This is a genomic window from Thermogemmatispora argillosa (assembly GCF_059696725.1).
Genome location: NZ_AP019377.1, coordinates 3,492,656 through 3,508,094, shown reverse-complemented (window position 1 = coordinate 3,508,094; position 15,439 = coordinate 3,492,656). Strand labels below are relative to the sequence as shown.

The 15,439-nt window shown below is 62.1% G+C and carries 11 protein-coding genes; 2 read left to right on the top strand and 9 right to left on the bottom strand.

The window, feature by feature from the left end; all coding sequences use genetic code 11:
- Positions 1–22: 22 nt before the first annotated feature.
- Complete coding sequence (locus tag AC6H1L_RS13705) at positions 23–253, bottom strand: hypothetical protein (protein WP_497598052.1); 231 nt, start codon at positions 251–253, stop codon at positions 23–25.
- Between the two features lie 825 nt (positions 254–1,078).
- Here AC6H1L_RS13705 and AC6H1L_RS13700 point away from each other — a divergent pair.
- Positions 1,079–2,191: an ABC transporter ATP-binding protein gene (locus AC6H1L_RS13700; protein ID WP_497598051.1), complete on the top strand. Its 1,113-nt coding sequence runs from the start codon at positions 1,079–1,081 to the stop codon at positions 2,189–2,191.
- Positions 2,192–2,521: 330 nt separating this feature from the next.
- Here the strand turns inward: AC6H1L_RS13700 and AC6H1L_RS13695 are convergent, their stop codons facing one another.
- The 6 genes from AC6H1L_RS13695 to AC6H1L_RS13670 form a co-directional block, all read right to left on the bottom strand.
- Complete coding sequence (locus tag AC6H1L_RS13695) at positions 2,522–3,451, bottom strand: ribonucleotide-diphosphate reductase subunit beta (protein ID WP_497598050.1); 930 nt, start codon at positions 3,449–3,451, stop codon at positions 2,522–2,524.
- Positions 3,452–3,797: 346 nt separating this feature from the next.
- Positions 3,798–6,260 carry a 3-hydroxyacyl-CoA dehydrogenase/enoyl-CoA hydratase family protein gene (locus AC6H1L_RS13690; protein WP_497598049.1) on the bottom strand — a complete coding sequence of 821 codons (2,463 nt, stop codon included), beginning with the start codon at positions 6,258–6,260 and terminating at the stop codon, positions 3,798–3,800.
- Between the two features lie 2 nt (positions 6,261–6,262).
- A complete protein-coding gene (locus AC6H1L_RS13685) occupies positions 6,263–7,459 on the bottom strand; it encodes a thiolase family protein (protein ID WP_497598048.1) in 1,197 nt (398 codons plus the stop codon).
- 184 nt (positions 7,460–7,643) lie between these two features.
- On the bottom strand, positions 7,644–8,099 hold the full coding sequence (locus AC6H1L_RS13680) for a MaoC family dehydratase (protein ID WP_497598047.1): 456 nt from the start codon (positions 8,097–8,099) through the stop codon (positions 7,644–7,646).
- A gap of 233 nt (positions 8,100–8,332) precedes the next feature.
- Positions 8,333–10,126, bottom strand: coding sequence for an acyl-CoA dehydrogenase FadE (locus AC6H1L_RS13675; RefSeq protein WP_497598046.1), 1,794 nt, complete (start codon positions 10,124–10,126; stop codon positions 8,333–8,335).
- A 271-nt stretch (positions 10,127–10,397) separates the two neighbouring features.
- Positions 10,398–12,167 carry a long-chain-fatty-acid--CoA ligase gene (locus tag AC6H1L_RS13670; RefSeq protein WP_497601551.1) on the bottom strand — a complete coding sequence of 590 codons (1,770 nt, stop codon included), beginning with the start codon at positions 12,165–12,167 and terminating at the stop codon, positions 10,398–10,400.
- Positions 12,168–12,420: 253 nt separating this feature from the next.
- On the opposite strand from AC6H1L_RS13670, the gene AC6H1L_RS13665 reads away from it, so the two are divergent.
- Positions 12,421–13,224: an MmyB family transcriptional regulator gene (locus AC6H1L_RS13665; RefSeq protein ID WP_497598045.1), complete on the top strand. Its 804-nt coding sequence runs from the start codon at positions 12,421–12,423 to the stop codon at positions 13,222–13,224.
- 199 nt (positions 13,225–13,423) lie between these two features.
- Here AC6H1L_RS13665 and AC6H1L_RS13660 read toward each other — a convergent pair whose 3' ends face one another.
- Both AC6H1L_RS13660 and AC6H1L_RS13655 read right to left on the bottom strand, forming a co-directional pair.
- Entirely contained in the window at positions 13,424–14,122 is a 699-nt protein-coding gene (locus AC6H1L_RS13660; RefSeq protein WP_497598044.1) for a hypothetical protein, read from the bottom strand.
- A gap of 440 nt (positions 14,123–14,562) precedes the next feature.
- Positions 14,563–15,420 carry a hypothetical protein gene (locus tag AC6H1L_RS13655; protein ID WP_497598043.1) on the bottom strand — a complete coding sequence of 286 codons (858 nt, stop codon included), beginning with the start codon at positions 15,418–15,420 and terminating at the stop codon, positions 14,563–14,565.
- Between the last annotated feature and the right edge of the window lie 19 nt (positions 15,421–15,439).

Here is a 15,439-nt window from a genome sequence, read left to right as displayed (position 1 = left end):
GGAAAAGAGCCTTGCCAGCTCCCTAGTGCAGGGTATTGAGCCGCTCCGCAATCATCGCGATGGCCGCGTCGCCCACAATGGCCTGAAGCTGGTTGTGAAGCTGGCCCAGATGCTCCATTCTGGCGGTAATGAAGTCGTGGCGCGAGACACCACAGGCCAGCCCGTTCAGGCCGCGCTGCGCCGCCTCGTACTCATCGCTGATTTGCTTGAGTAAGCGCGCAACTTCGCTACCCTGTTCCTTGGTCGTCAGCATGGTTTCCTCCCCTTCTCTGGTCTGGATCAGTAAAGGTCTCCGGGGCGATCCCCTGCGGTTGAGCGATGTCTATAGCCACTCAGCGATTGTGATAACAATGTATGCTACTTGTTAGCAACATACTCGGTAACGCACACTCATAGTATGCACGAAAACATCTCCTCTTGTCTAGAGGCAACCTCGCCTTTTTTGAAAATTGACAGAGAGACTACATATTTCAATCAATGTTATGATAGCGATGTGCGCAACGTGTTGGCTTTCCATCTGCTTTTGTAAGCTAACAAGCTAGCAGCTCGCTACGCCAGACCAGGGCGCTCGCTCCTGCCCAATCGCCGCTTGCTAGTTAGGACCTTTGGGCTGGTCAGCGCAGGGAGCCAGGGCTGTCTTGTGTATCATACAATAGACGGATAAGTCCGCTGACTTTCAAATGCAACTGCTCGCCCCGCGTACAGCGGTGCTTTTCTACTCCCAGGCGGGGTCTAGCCCGTCAGACGCGATCTAGCCCCCGTGCTCTCGGCTCCTTCCTGGGCTGGGACCCTTCCCGGCTGCTCCGGCTGCGGCTCTCGTATCCCTCTCGCTTGATTCGCAAGAGCATTGCTCATTGCAATCGTTGGGCATTGTGTATATACTCTACATAGCGCTTGTCCAGGTGAAGGCAAGGAGAAGCTCGACCTGGCCCTCTGGGCAATTGGTGCGCGAAGAAGCCCCGTTGACTCCCTTCTGACTCAGCAGTCAGTTGCAACGTGGCACCAAGCGATAGCTCTTTAGCAAAGGCCCTGGTAGATTCAGGAGCGGATCTACCAGCAAGAGCGAAAAGGAGTTAGTATGGCCCGTGTAAGTTTTGTACACGTTTACAAGCGGTTTGACAAGGTTGATGTGGTGCGTGACATCAACCTTGAGGTGAAGGATCAGGAGTTCCTGGTCCTTGTCGGCCCATCGGGGTGCGGCAAGAGTACCTGCCTGCGGATGATCGCCGGACTGGAGGAGCCGACCGCTGGAGAGATTTATATCGGCGACATGCTGGTTAACGGCGTGGAGCCGAAAGAGCGCAATGTGGCGATGGTCTTCCAGAATTACGCGCTCTACCCCCACATGAATGTCTTCGATAACATGGCCTTCAGCCTCAGGCTCCGTGGTGTTCCCCGCCAGGAGATTAAGAAGCGGGTGCAGGAGGCTGCTGAGATCCTCGAAATTGCGCATCTCCTCAATCGTAAGCCCAAGGAACTCTCCGGCGGCCAGCGGCAGCGCGTGGCGCTGGGACGCGCCATTGTGCGCGATGCGCAGGTCTTCCTGATGGATGAGCCTCTGTCAAACCTGGATGCCAAGTTACGTGTGCAGATGCGGGCAGAGATCATTAAGCTGCACCGGCGCGTCCAAACGACCTTTGTGTATGTGACCCACGATCAGGTAGAGGCGATGACGATGGGGGACCGCATCGTGGTCTTGCACCAGGGTGAGATTCAGCAGATGGGGCCTCCGCAGGAGTTGTATGACCATCCGGCCAATATGTTCGTGGCCGGCTTTATCGGGTCCCCAGCGATGAATTTCTTCCCGGACGCTCAGGTGGTCGATCACGATGGCTCGGTGAGTATTGTGCTGGATGGTTTCGGACGGGTGCAGGTGCCGGCCCACTACGCCGAGAAGGCGCGGGCGGCCAAAGGGCGCCGGCTGATCTTTGGGATTCGCCCCGAGCATTTGCGCGATGCCGCTCTGCTGCCGGCAGGTACCGATACGGCGACTTCGACGATTGTGGCTCCGGTCGATGTGGTGGAGCACCTGGGCAATGAGGTGCAGGTCCATATGTCGGCCAACGGTACTACGCTGGTGGCCCGCCTCGATCCGCGCTCACACCCGGTGGTTGGTGAGCCGCTGCGCTTGCATGTTGATCCCGATCAGATCCACCTCTTCGATGCCGAGACGGAGAAGGCCTACTTCTAGCGCTCAGGCCTCCCATCTGTTCGGCTTGTTCGCCCGGCGTCGGCCTGTTCCGCTGACTCTCTCAGACGGGTAAGAGGGTTCCTTACTTAGGCCAGGTTGATCGGCTCGGTTGCTTTCGCTTGCGCCGTCAGCCTGGCCTGCTTTTGTTGGCTGGCCGTGCGCTGCTTGCTCTGCTGCTTTGGCTGGCTTGCTCTTGGTAGGTAGGAGCTGAGCTTTGTGGGGCGCCCGCTCTCTACGCGCACGGCAGCAGAAGAGGGCGCGGACCTCCACACCCCCGCCAAGGCCCGCGCCATACGTTCGATCGCTCTCCCGCAGCAGTTAGTTAGGCTGCTAGGCGACCGCCGGCAGGAAGTCAGAGGGGACGCCGATGACCTTGAGTTTCTTGCGCAGCGAGTTCATGCCAAACCTGAGCAGCTCGTCGGGGTCCTCGCCAAAGCTGCTTAACAAGGCGCGCTGGAAGTCCGAGAGGTAGAGGATGTCATGGATCTGCGGCATCCATTTCTGGATGGTCTCGCGGATCACGTCCGCATAATGGGCATCCTCTTGGACCATGTCGCGCAAGAAGCGCACGCCAAAGAGGACGTGCCGCGATTCGTCGCGCGCGATGGCGTTGAAACCTTGCTGGAAGCCCGGATACCAGCCCATGCGCTTGTTGCGGTTGAGCATGCTGCGCTGCCCGGCCAGGGCCAGTGTGCCTTCGGTGATGATGTGGTAGAGGGTCACTCCCTCAACAAGGTGCTCTAGCTTGTCGGGCTGGGCCTGGATGCGCTGGCCGATCTCGACCAGGCCTTCCATGAGGATCTGCCGTTCGCTTTCGCGCAGCAGGGGACGGATCTGGGCAAGCAGGGCCTCGATGTCCTCACCTTCAAAGCCCAGGGCCTCGCGGAAGAAGCGGTCAAAGAAGACGGAATGGCGCGCTTCGTCAACGAGCTGGGTGGTGAGAAAGATGCGCTGGTCTTCTTTGGGGGCGGCGGCGCAGTAGGGGATGAGGGTGTGAGTGACGCTCACTTCTCCCTGGAAGAAGACAACGAAGCCGCTGATGTGTACCGGTCGGGCGGCCTCCTCGATCTGGCTCCATTGCTGACGGTCAGCGCTGAAGTCGATGTCCTGTGTGCTCCATTGCTGTTTCTCCCAGCGATGGTAGAGCTCGCGGTAGGTCGGCAGGTTGACAAGTTTGTCGTCAATCTCGCCGACGATGATAGCGTCTCCTCCCAGTTGACCAAGCTCTTTGAGGGTGGCCTTGCTGATGTCGATCGCCATGATGGATTCGGCTCCTTTCCTTTCCTTGCGGCTAGGCCCCCGCTTCCGCGCGGAGGCGATCCGACTGACTGGCAGTCTTGCATTCCGCTGTCTGTCCTTCGTCCCGGTGCCCCACTGGCTGGAGTGCGCCGCTGCTCCGGGACCGGCCACGCTACGGGAGCGCGCTTCTTCGCTTTCCTCTGGCGGTTCTTTGGTTGCCGCGAGGAGCCAGGGCCGCGACGGATAGGTAGGTGGACAGGCGGCTCCGCCCGCGCCCGTCGTGACCCCGGCCCCGCTCGCTTTGAGCTTGGCCCGATCGATGGGTGGTCGTTGATGGCTGCTCGCTGTTGGGCGAGCCTGGTTCTGGTTAGTTGCGCAGAGGCTTGCCGGTCATGAGAATGGCCTGCATGCGCTCCTGCGTCTTTTCCATGCCGCAGAGGCTCAGGAAGGCCTCGCGCTCCAGGTCAAGGACTTGCTGCTCAGTGAGCGGCGTCAGGGGCGAGGTATTGCCGCCGGTGACAATCCGCGCCAGATGGCGCCCGATCACGGCGTCGTGCTCGGTGATTTTGCCGGCGAGCAGCATGTTTTCGATTTGCTGCTCCAGTACCAGGCGCCCGCCCGGCCCGGGCAGCAGGAGCATGGCCGGCTGCGGCGGCTGCCAGCGGCCCGCTTCGCGCGCTTCGGCCAGACGCAGGGCGTCGGCCTTGGCGTCGCGCAGCAGCAGATCACGATTGGTGGTGATGCTGTCGCTCTGCCGCAGGAAACGGTATTCCTGGGCCTCGACAGCGCTGGTGGCGACCGTGGCCATCGCCACTAGTTCAAAGACGCGCCGCGGGGCGGCAAATGGTCCTCCAGAGCCACGCGCTTGTTGATCTTCGAGACGGGCCCCGTGGCGCAGGAGCAGCTCTTTGACGCCGCCACCGCCGGGCACGAGACCGGCCCCGACTTCGACCAGGCCGATGTAGGTCTCGGCGTGCGCGCGGACGTGGCTGCTGTGCATGACAATTTCACAGCCTCCACCCAGGGTGCGCCCGGTGGGCGCTACGACAACCGGGATGGGGCTGTATTTGAGTAGCATGTTTACCTGCTGGAAGGAGTTGACGGCCTGCTCTAGCATCTCCCATTGACCGTTGCGGGCCCCGACGAGCATCAGGAAGAGGTTGGCACCCGCCGAGAAGTCCGGGGCATCGTTGGCGATGACGATGGCCCGGTACTGCTTCTGTCCCTCTTCGACGGCGTAATGGAGCATCTCGATGATGTCCTGGTCGATGGCGTTCATCTTGGTGTGGAATTCGACGCAGACAATGCCATCGCCCAGGTCGACCAGTGAGGCAGAGCCGTTTTCGCGAATGACTTTGTTTTGGGCCTTGGCAACGCTGAGGGAGAGGCTGCCGCGGAGCTGCGGCACCGGCTGGTAGCTGCCAGTGTGGAAGTCAAAGTAGCGCCGTTGCCCAATGGGGCCGCTGTAGAAGCGCCCTTCTCCCTGCGTGATGACCTGGCGCACCAGCTCGGGCAGGCGCGCACCATGCTGCTCGACCAGGGCGCTGAGGCTGGCCGGCGCTTGCTCTTCGCTGACATCTTTAAAGGAAGGATGGGCCCGCAGGACGCGATAGAGCGTTTCGGGATGCTGCAGGAGAATGTCCCAGCCTTCGAAGCTGCCCAGGTCAAAGTTGAAGCCCCAGCGCATGGCCTGGTCAACGGCTACGATGCTGTCGGCGATTTCTGGCGCCAGCCGCGCAGCATAGATGAGCGAGTCGGCCAGGGTCTCGCGCGCAAGTTGGGCGGCGCGATCGTTTCCGTTGAGCACGGTCAGCATGCGCTCGGCAGGGTCTTCAATGTTGCGGGCGGCCCCAATGGATTCGAAGCGCGGCTTCTGCTGGGGCTGGTATTCCAGCGTCTGCAGGTTCAGCTCAAGAATGGTGGATTCGCCACCCGGGTTCTTGATGCGCTTGTAGAAGCCTTGACCGCTCTTTTCTCCTAGCCAGCCACGCCGCACTAGCTCGCGTACTACCTCGGGCACGCGGAAAACTTCGCGCTCGGGGTCGTCAGGAGCGTTTTCGTAGATGTTGTCGGCGACATGGACCAGCGTATCAAGGCCGGAGAGGTCGGCTGTGCGGAAGACCGCTGATTTGGGCCGGCCCATGCTGGGGCCAAGGATGGCGTCGACTTCGCTGACGCTGTAGCCCTCTTCGAGAGCCCGGCGAATGGTCGAGAGGAAGCCATAGACGCCTATGCGGTTGGCGATGAAGTTGGGTGTGTCCTTGGCCAGGACAACGCCTTTGCCGAGCACTTCGGTGGCAAAGTCCTGCATGAAGCTGACCAGGGCCGGATCGGTTTGCTGGTCAGGGACGATCTCCAGCAGGCGCATGTAGCGCACCGGGTTGAAGAAGTGGGTGATCAGGAAGTGACGACGAAAACGCTCGCTGCGCCCGGCGGTCAGCAGGTGCGCCGGCAGACCGGAGGTGTTGGAGCTGACGATGGTCTCAGCCCCAAGGAGCGGCTCCAGTTTGTCGTAGAGCTGCTGCTTGACATCGAGTCGCTCAAAGACGGCTTCGACGACCCAGTCTGCTTGTGCAGCCTCTTGCAGGTTATCTTCAATGTTGCCAACAGTGATGAGTTTGGCTTTGTCTTTGCTGTAGAAAGCGGCGGGACGGGCGTTGAGGGCGCGCTCCAGGCCGGTGCGCGCAATGCGGTTGCGGTCTGTGCCAGCGTCAGGCGGGACGATGTCCAGCAGAAGGCTGGGAATGCCGACGTTGGCGAGATGGGCGGCGATGGCGGCCCCCATGACACCGGCCCCAATGACCGCCGCTTTGCGAATCTGGTACCCCATGACTACGACAACCTCTCGATGATGGTCGCTACGCCCTGGCCGCCACCGACACAGAGGGTGGCCAGACCCAGGGTCTTATCGGCGGTCTGCAGGTCATTGATGAGCGTGGCGACGATGCGGGCGCCGCTGCAACCCAGGGGATGGCCCAGGGCGATGGCGCCTCCGTGCGGATTGAGCTTCTCTTCGTCGATGCCCAGTTCCTGGATCACGGCCAGGTTCTGGACAGCAAAGGCTTCGTTGAGTTCGATGATGTCGATGTCGCTGAGCTGCATGCGGGCACGTTGCAGGACCTTCTTGACCGCCGGGACGGGCCCGATGCCCATGATGTCAGGGCGTACGCCGGCGACGGCCATCGCGACGACTCGCGCCAGTGGTTGAATGCCCAGTTCGCGCGCTTTGTCGGCGGACATGAGGATGACGGCGGCGGCTCCGTCGTTCAGCGGGCTGGAGTTGCCGGCGGTCACGGTGCCGTCTTTGAGGAAAGCCGGTTCCAGCGCGGCCAGCTTCTCCATAGAGGTGTCGCGCCGCGGTCCTTCGTCGGTGTCCATGATGCGCCCATCGGGCAGCTTGACCGGGACGATTTCGCGCTTGAAGAAGCCGCTGTCAATGGCCGCGACAGCGCGCTGATGGCTGCGCAGGGCAAAGGCGTCCTGGGCCTGGCGGCTGATGTTGTATTTGCGTGCCAGGTTCTCGGCGGTCAATCCCATCGGGATGTAGCTGTAGAAGCCGTACTCTTGCTCGGTGGGCGGATAGGGCCAGTCGTATTTCTCGCCTTCGGCTGGCTTGATGAGGCGCGGGTTGAAGCTGGGATTGAAGCCGCCCATCGGCACGCGCGACATGCTCTCGACTCCGGCGGCGACGATGGCCTCTCCCTGGCCGAGCATGATGCTCTGCGCCGCCATGTTGACCGCCTGCAGGCTGGAGGCACAGAAACGGTTGACGGTGACGCCGCCGCAGGTCTCGGGCAAGCCGGCCAGCGGGGCGACGATGCGCGCCATATTCATGCCTTGCTCGCCTTCAGGGAAGGCGCAGCCGAGAATGACATCTTCAATGAGCGCGGGATCAAGCTGCGGTACGCGATCAAGGGCGCCGCGAATGGCAAAGGCCGCCAGATCGTCGGGGCGAACGTCCTTGAGGGCGCCTTTGTTGGCGCGCCCGATCGGTGTGCGTACGGCACTGACAATGACAGCATCTATCATGGGGGATCTGCTCCTCGTATGTATCTGCTTGTTGTGAGAACAGGGCACCTGCCTGGACAGCCTTGGGCTGCCGCGACAGGGTGGTGCGATTGATCCGATCGTGAGTCGGTGCGTGCTGCCTGGCAAGGCGAACTATTCCACTGGGCCGGCCCGGGTTGGCGAGCCGCGGCGGTTGGTCACCTTGCTAGGGCGTGCTCTGCTCGGTTGTGGCCTGCCCGCTGGCTGGTGAGCTGGCAGATGGCGACGCCTGGCGAATGATGCCCTGGGCCTGTCCGCGCAGCACTTCCTTGCCGTGCTGGTTGCGGCAGACGGAGACTAGCTCCACGAGGAGATAGCCGTCCTCTGGCTCCAGGCGGCTGACGGTCATTTCGCAGCGCACGCGGTCGCCAGCGAAGACCGGGCGCAGAAATTCCATCTGCATGCTGCGCGCGATGAAGTTGAGGTCGCCGCCCAGTTTGGTCGGAATGCTGGCGGTGAGCAGGCCGTGGACCATCAGTCGGCCCTGGGCGTCGGGCTGCATGTGATGGCGGCCTTTATCGCCCGAGAGTTCCGCGAAGAGGCGGATATCCTCTTCTTGAAAGGTGCGCTCGTAGGTCAGGACGTCACCGACCTGCAACGGTTGTTTGCGTTCGCTATCCATCGCTTCCTTTCGGCGACCAGCCGGCGACGGCGGCGGAAGGGTGGGCCGGGATGTCCGTGGCTGGTCACTGCGCCCGCCAGGCCCTCGCCCACAGTCCACCGACCGCCGTCGGCCTTTGGCACTCGGTCACGCTATCACACCGGATAGCAATGGGGGCAGGAGAGAGAATCTGGTTATCTGCTCGGTTGGCTGACTGGCTGGCCGGTCAGTCAGCCAGCCAGTCAGGGCGTGGCTTAGAAGTGCGGCAGCGGGTAGCCTTTCTTGGCGACGACCGCGGCGGCGATCTCGCGCTGCAGCGCCACGCCGTTCACCAGGTAGTCGCCGATGTAGGCGCGCACGCGAGCCAGCTCCTCGCCGACCGTCTCCGGTTCAAAGTAGGTCATGATCATCTGGTCCAGGTTGAGACGGATGCGCGAATGGGCCAGCCAGGTCGCTAGCTGCGCCAGCTTGCTATGGAGGTCGCTGTTCTCGTCGCCTCGGCGGATGGCCTGGATGGCGCGCGCCAGGGCGCTATCGCTGGCGTAGATGTCGATCAGCAGGTTCGCCAGGTATTCGATGAATTCCTCTTCGTTTTCCAGGGCCTGCATGTAGCGCATGGCGACGCGCATGCCGGCGTAGATGGCCACGTCCTTGGCGCGCTCGACAGCGTGGACGGCGGCGCGCAGCTCGGCGGGCACCTCGTCGCCGGGGGCAGGCGGGACCTCGCCAGCTTTGATGCGGGCCTCGATGGCCGGGTAGCGCTGCATCAGGTCGATCTTGCCGCCCAGGACGCGGCGGAAGAGGGTGCCGGCGGCCACCAGCCGGTTGATCTCGTTGGTGCCCTCAAAGATGCGCTGGATGCGGGCGTCGCGATAGGCTTTCTCGATCGGGTATTCCTGCATGTAGCCGTAGCCGCCAAAGATCTGGACGCCCTCGTCGACGACGTAGGCCAGGACTTCGCTGCCGTGGACCTTGGCGATGGAGTCCTCGATGGCGAATTCTTCGATGGCCTTAAAGACCTGCTCGGTGTTGTCGCCGGCTCCGCGGCGGGCGTTCTCGATGTTGGCGGCGGTGCGGAAGACCTCGCTTTCGGCTGCGTAGGTCTCAGCGGCCATGCGCGCCAGCTTCTTTTGAATCATGCCGAATTCGTGCAGGAATTTGCCGAAGGCTTTGCGCTCGGTCGTGTAGGCCGCGGCCAGGTCGAGGGCCGTGCGCGCTCCCCCAACAGCACCGGCACCGAGCTTGAGGCGCCCGATGTTGAGGATGTTGAAGGCGATCTTGTAGCCCTTGTGCAGCTCGCCCAGCAGGTTTTCAACGGGGACCGGCGTGTCTTCAAAGTAGACTTGACGGGTCGAGGACCCCTTGATGCCCATCTTGCGCTCTTCGGCGCCCGTGGAGATGCCCGGCCAGCTTGTCTCGACGATGAAGGCCGAGGGCCGCTGGCCATCGACGCGCGCGAAGACAATCATGAGGTCGGCAAAGCCGGCGTTCGAGATCCATTGCTTGGTCCCGTTGAGCAGGTAGTATTTGCCGTCCTCGGAGAGGCGCGCCGTCGTGCTGAGGTTCATGGCGTCCGAGCCTACGCCCGGCTCGGTCAGGGCGTAGGCCGAGATCCATTCACCGGTGGCCAGCTTCGGCAGGTACTTGCGCTTCTGCTCTTCCGTGCCGTAGAAGACGATCGGCAGGGTGCCGATGGTGGTGTGGGCGCCGAAGGCCACGCTGAAGGAGGCTTCGTGAATGGAGGAGGCGACGATCGCGCTGGTGAGCAGGCCCAGTTCGGCCCCGCCGTAGGCCTCGGGAATGTCAATCATGAGCAGGCCCTGCTCTCCGGCTTTTTTGACAAGTGAGGGCATGACGCCCGGCTCCTGGTGTTCAACGGCCTCTAGCTTGGGCAGGACCTCGCGCATGACGAAGGTGGCCGCCGATTCGGCGATCCAGCGCTGCTCGTCATCCATCTGCTCCAGGGTGAATATTTTGTCGGCACTCTCGCTGACCGGCGTCAGCAGGAAGGCCGTTCCGCTCTCTGTGGGCTTCATCGTCGTAGACATGCTTCGTTGTACCTCCAGTGGCTGGCACCAGGCCGGCTCTGGCCTCACGGACAGCGTGCCGTGTTTGCACGCCGCTCGCGTCGCCCAGCCAGGTCAGGCGAGGGTCCCAGCCGTTTGCGTCTTGCTTGTTGCGAATCGGTGTTGGGTTGTTGTTGTTGTGTTCACCGTCGCTTGTTTGGGTTGTGGTTTGACTGCCGCCAGGCGGACGCGCCGGGCCAGTCGATGGCTGCTGCGCTCGCTCGCTTCGCTCGCCTGACCCGGTCGCCGTGGCTCAGTTGTTCTTTTGGCCTGCGCCTCGCTGCTGGAGCCATTGCTCACGCAGCTCGCGGCGCAGCACTTTTCCGATGAGAGATTTGGGCAGGCTCTCACGGAATTCGACTATCTTGGGGACTTTGTATGCTGTTAGCTCTTTGCGACAGAAGCTGACGATGTCTTGTCGGGTGGCGTCGTTGGCGGCTACGCCCGGTTTGAGGACAATGAAGGCCGCCACGGTCTCGCCTCGGTATTCGTCGGGCACGCCAACAACTGCCGCTTCTTGGACCGCGGGATGACGGAAGAGAACTTCTTCTACTTCGCGCGGGTAGACGTTGAAGCCGCTGGCTAGGATCATGTCTTTGGCGCGCTCGACCAGGTAAAAATAGCCTTCTTCGTCCATTTTGCCGAGGTCGCCGGTGCGCATCCAGCCGTCGCGGAAGATGGCCGCGGTCTCCTCTTTGCGGTTCCAGTAGCCTTGCATGATGTTCGGCCCGCGGACCACCAGTTCGCCAATTTCGCCCGGCGGGAGCAGTTTGCCGCTCTCGGGGTCCATGATGGCGGCGTCAACTTCGGGCAGCGGTAGGCCGATGCTGCCTTCGCGTACGTCGCCGTTGAGCGGGTTGCAGTGGGTGACGGGCGAGGCTTCGCTGAGACCGTAGCCCTCTACGAGACGGCCACCCGAGAGGCTCTCGAAGTCGTGTCGTACTTTGGCCGGCAGGGGTGCGGCTCCGCTGATGCAGTAGCGAATCGATTGGAAGGCGCTGCTGTCTTTGCCGGCTTCGCGCATGATGGCAATGTACATGGTGGGAATGCCCGGGAACATGGTCGGGCGGTAGCGCTTGATGGCGCGCACGACTTCTTTGGGCTTGAACTGCGGCAGCAGTACCATGCTGGCCGCTGCGAGAATGCCCAGGTTGAGGCCTACTGTCAGGCCGTAGGAGTGGAAGAAGGGTGCTACGCAGAGGCCGGTCTCTCCGGCATCATGGGCCCGCGGCGTCCAGTAGCGCGTTTGGTAGGCGTTGGCCAGCAGGTTGCGATGGGTGAGCATGGCGCCCTTGGAGAGGCCGGTCGTGCCTCCGGTGTATTGGAGAACGGCCAGATCCGAGCTGCGCGGCGGGTCGGGTACCGTGAAGACCTCGATTCCTTCGGCGCTCGTGGGCTTGAGCAGGTCGCTCATGAGGAGCAGCTTGGGGTCGGAACGCAGCTCTTCTTTGGTCAAGGGGGGCTGCGGTTGCTTGTGCCGCTCGCGGCGCTGGCTCAAGGGGTAGAGCGTGCGCAGCAGGGGCGGCAAGAAGTCGGCGGGACTGGTGATGATGATGTGCTCCAGGGCGGTCTTGTCTCGAATGGCTCGCACTACTGGATAGAACATGTCTAGCATGATGAGGACACGGGCCCCGGAGTCGGCCATCTGGTGCTGCATCTCGCGCTCTGTGTAGAGCGGGTTGGTCGGGACGGCTACGGCCCCTAGTCGCAAGGTGCCGTAAAAGGCGATCGGATATTGCGGGATGTTGGGCAGGGCAATGGCTACCCGGTCGCCTTTTTTGATGCCTAGCCGCTGAAGGGCCGCGGCAAAGCGGTTGGCCAGGGCGGCAAAGCGCGCGTAGGAGATGCGCGTCCCGTAGTAGATAAAGGCGGTCTTGTCAGGATGACGACGGACTGTCTCGTCAAGCAGCCAGGTCAGGGGCTGGTCGGGAATTTCCAGGTGAACGGGGACACCCTCTTCGTAATGTTTGATCCAGGGCCGCTTTGCCAACAGCTCCGCCTCAGCCTGCACCGTTGCGCTCATCGAGGGTTGTTCGTTCGGCTGTGTATTCTTGCTGACCGCAGAATCAGGCATGTTCTCGCTCCTCATTGTCTGGTATCCACCAGGATACGCCAACCGGGCAGCCCACGATGGCCACCCTTCCGAGCATACAGTCCCCACTTGTTACTAGTATTATATGTTGCTCTTCCGATGATGGGTACGTTGCCAGCTAACAATTTTTGCGCCATAATGAGGATGTAGCTAACACATAAAAGCGCACAAGGATGGTTCAGCGATGAGTCGGAGCACTGAGGCCGCTGAGCGTTCGGAGTTCGCTCGTCTCTTGACGGAGCTGCGCCAGAAGCATGGTCTTTCTCAGGGCCAGCTCGCTCAGGCGAGCCGCCTTTCTCGGACGTATATTTATCATTTGGAGGTGGGCATGCGCGCCAATCCGTCCCCGCATGTGGTGCGCAATATTGCCCGCGCTCTGGAGCTGCAGGGCGAGGAGTGCCAGCGTTTCTATGAGGCTTATACGCGCTTGACCGGCCAGCATGTGGAGCCGGATCATTTGAGCAGCGCTTTGCTGGAGCTGGGCGAGCTGGCAAGTTTGTTGGTGCAGAGTACGTCGTACCCGGCGCATTCGCTCGACCGCCTCTGGTTCTTGCATTCGTGGAATAATGCTTCTCTTCGCCTCTTTGAGATCGATCCTCATCTGGCTGAGCATCATCCCAAGTTGCATTTGTTGGAGTTCGTCTTTGATCCGCAGATGCGCCGCCGCTTTCATGGCTGGGAGGATCTGGCTCGCCGCCTGGTGAGTGATTTCTTGTATAATACGCATACGATGACGCATTTGCCTGAGTATAAGGAGCTGTGGCGTCGTTTGCGCGAGTTGCCGGAGTTTAAGCGCATCGCGGCGGCGGCTTATCCCAGCGGGAAGCCGGCTCCGTCTTTTGTCTTCCAGGTGCAGCATAGTGAGCTGGGCCGCCTGACCCTGCGTACGGCTACGACGGTCTTTACGGGGATGAGCAGCTACTCTATGGTGAGCTATGTGCCGGGCGATCAGCAGACGCTGAAGATTTATCGTGAGCAGGGTTGGTAGCCCTCTGGCTCGGCCCGACCCGGCTCGGCTCGGCTCGGACCAGGCCAGGTCAGGACGTCAGCGTCGGGGCCGCTCAGGTGCAGCGCTGCTCGCTGGGCCGGGGCGCTGGGCTTCTGGCGCTCGCCAGTGCCAGGCCTGTTGTCTGCCATTGCCGCTCTCAGTAGCAGGTCGAAGAGCCGGGAGATGAGGCGGCCAGGAGTCAGGTCTTTCTTGCCGTGGTCTTTCTGAGGCTGCGCCCCAGGCTATTGGCCAGCCAGTAGGCCCCCAGGCCGAAGGTGAGGGCTAGCAGGCCGTTGAAGAGCAGGCCGCCCGCCAGCAGCAGGGTGACGGAGTAGAGCAGTATGCCTGCTAAGAGGAGGGTCTCGATGCGAAAGCCGCCGTAGCTAAACAGGTAGAGGATGAAGAAGGGGAAAAAGAGGATGGCGTCGGCCAGCAGGTAGCAGGCGGTGGCGCGCAGGGCTGCTCTAAGGCCGTGGGGAGGCGAGGGCAGCCCGGGCGCGCTCTTTTCGGTGGGCGGCCAGCCGCAGGCGAAGTAGCAGATGATGGCCAGGCCGCTTTGAATGAGGCAGGCCCAAAAGGCATATGCGACCATGATGGAGAAGATGTCGCCAAAATGGAGATGGTCCATGAGGAAATTGGCCAGCGGCGTGACGAGGACATCCAGGGCCTGGCTGACGGGGAGCAAGAGGACGAGATACCAGGCGGCGGTGAGGACGATGAGGGTGTTGCGGAGGATGGGGTCGGCCCCCGACCAGAGGCCGCTATGCCCTGGAGCATGGCCGGCTGCTGTTGACGCCTGCGCCGCTCGCTCCGACAGCGTTCGCTCGCCCGGAGCCGCTTCCTCAGCCCTGCGCGTCGGAGGCTCTTGCTCCGCGTGGGGCCCGCGCTCGACGTCCATCAGGTTCTCTTCTTTCGCTTTGCCCTGCGGCAGGTGCAGGCTGCCCAGGTTCCGCAGCCAGCCAGGCTGCTATGACTATCATTGGCCGGCGCAAGACTGGCGCGCCAGGCGTTGCTTTTCTATGAGCAAGTATAAGCGCTGGCGGCGGTTTTGTCCAGCGCTGGCGGTTCAGGAGGCTGGGGCGGCTCGGCTGCCCGCTGCCGAGCCGGCGGAGGTCGCTCCGCTTCCTTTTAGGTTGGGTCTCTGATCTTCTTCTTCTCTCTCTGAACCTCTGCTTTGGCGTTACAAGGCAGGCAGCGTCTGCTTTCAAGAGCCTGACAGCCCGGCGCTGGCTCGCGCTCCTGAAGAATGGCGACGGGCGAGCGCGGGCAGGCCAGCGCCGGGACGGCTGTCTCTCCAGGCCGGTCGCCTCTCTGGCGACAGCGCATCAGGCCGAGATCTCAAGCGGTGGTCGGCGGCTCTTGATTGGGCCTTGCTCCCGGTGGTGTCCCCGGCCCCGGATAGGGCGGCGTCCCGCTCCCGCCCGCTGGCTGTCCGCCTGGCATGGGATAGGGCATCTGGACCGGATAGGGTCCTTGCATCAGGTAGGGATCAAGGCGCACGGGCGGCAGTCTTGGGAGAGTCAGCTCCCCTCCAAGAGCGGCTGCCCCAAGGCCAAAGATGCCGATCATGACTGTATCAAAGATGGTGAATATGATGTATTGTCTAATAAAATCTGAAGAAGAAAAGTATGAATTTAATTCATATAAAGGTATTGATCGTATTTGAAAGAAAATGACCGTAAAGAGGAATGGGAACAAGACATCGAGCAGGACATACCAGAGGGTGGCCAGGCCGGCTGCGCGCATGACCACGCCCATGTTAGCGGTGCGCCGCCCCAGCAAGAGGCCGGCGCCGAGATAGACGCAGGCGGCCAGCAGTGCCTGAACCAGACTGAAGATCAGGCTATAGAGGTAATTAGCCAGGGTCACACTGTCATACCCAAGCATGCCACTGGCCATATTCACGCTTAGCCGACCGAGGGCGTCGCCCAGGGGCGTCAGTGTGCAGGCATTGAGCAGGGCCATGATGATGAAGAAGGCCAGCGCCATAAGGAGGCTGGTGCGTAGAACCAGGTCCCCCTGATGGCCCGGGGTAGCCGGCTGGAAAAACTGCGGCTGGCTGGCTGGAGGCATGGCCGGCTGACCCTGTCCGCCGCCCGCCGCTGCGGCTTGAACTGGCGCCATCTGCTCGGGTCCCGGCGCCGGAGATGACCCCTGCAGGGCCTCGCGATCTGAGGCTTGCTGTGGTTCTTGCATGAATCCCCCTTCTTGAAGA

Coding starts and splice junctions, on each gene's coding strand:
- AC6H1L_RS13680 (WP_497598047.1), bottom strand. CDS start 8,099: ATGGATAGCGAACGCAAACAACCGTTGCAGGTCGGTGACGTCCTGACC.
- AC6H1L_RS13675 (WP_497598046.1), bottom strand. CDS start 10,126: ATGTCTACGACGATGAAGCCCACAGAGAGCGGAACGGCCTTCCTGCTG.
- AC6H1L_RS13685 (WP_497598048.1), bottom strand. CDS start 7,459: ATGATAGATGCTGTCATTGTCAGTGCCGTACGCACACCGATCGGGCGC.
- AC6H1L_RS13705 (WP_497598052.1), bottom strand. CDS start 253: ATGCTGACGACCAAGGAACAGGGTAGCGAAGTTGCGCGCTTACTCAAG.
- AC6H1L_RS13690 (WP_497598049.1), bottom strand. CDS start 6,260: ATGGGGTACCAGATTCGCAAAGCGGCGGTCATTGGGGCCGGTGTCATG.
- AC6H1L_RS13700 (WP_497598051.1), top strand. CDS start 1,079: ATGGCCCGTGTAAGTTTTGTACACGTTTACAAGCGGTTTGACAAGGTT.
- AC6H1L_RS13695 (WP_497598050.1), bottom strand. CDS start 3,451: ATGGCGATCGACATCAGCAAGGCCACCCTCAAAGAGCTTGGTCAACTG.
- AC6H1L_RS13660 (WP_497598044.1), bottom strand. CDS start 14,122: ATGGACGTCGAGCGCGGGCCCCACGCGGAGCAAGAGCCTCCGACGCGC.
- AC6H1L_RS13665 (WP_497598045.1), top strand. CDS start 12,421: ATGAGTCGGAGCACTGAGGCCGCTGAGCGTTCGGAGTTCGCTCGTCTC.
- AC6H1L_RS13655 (WP_497598043.1), bottom strand. CDS start 15,420: ATGCAAGAACCACAGCAAGCCTCAGATCGCGAGGCCCTGCAGGGGTCA.
- AC6H1L_RS13670 (WP_497601551.1), bottom strand. CDS start 12,167: ATGAGCGCAACGGTGCAGGCTGAGGCGGAGCTGTTGGCAAAGCGGCCC.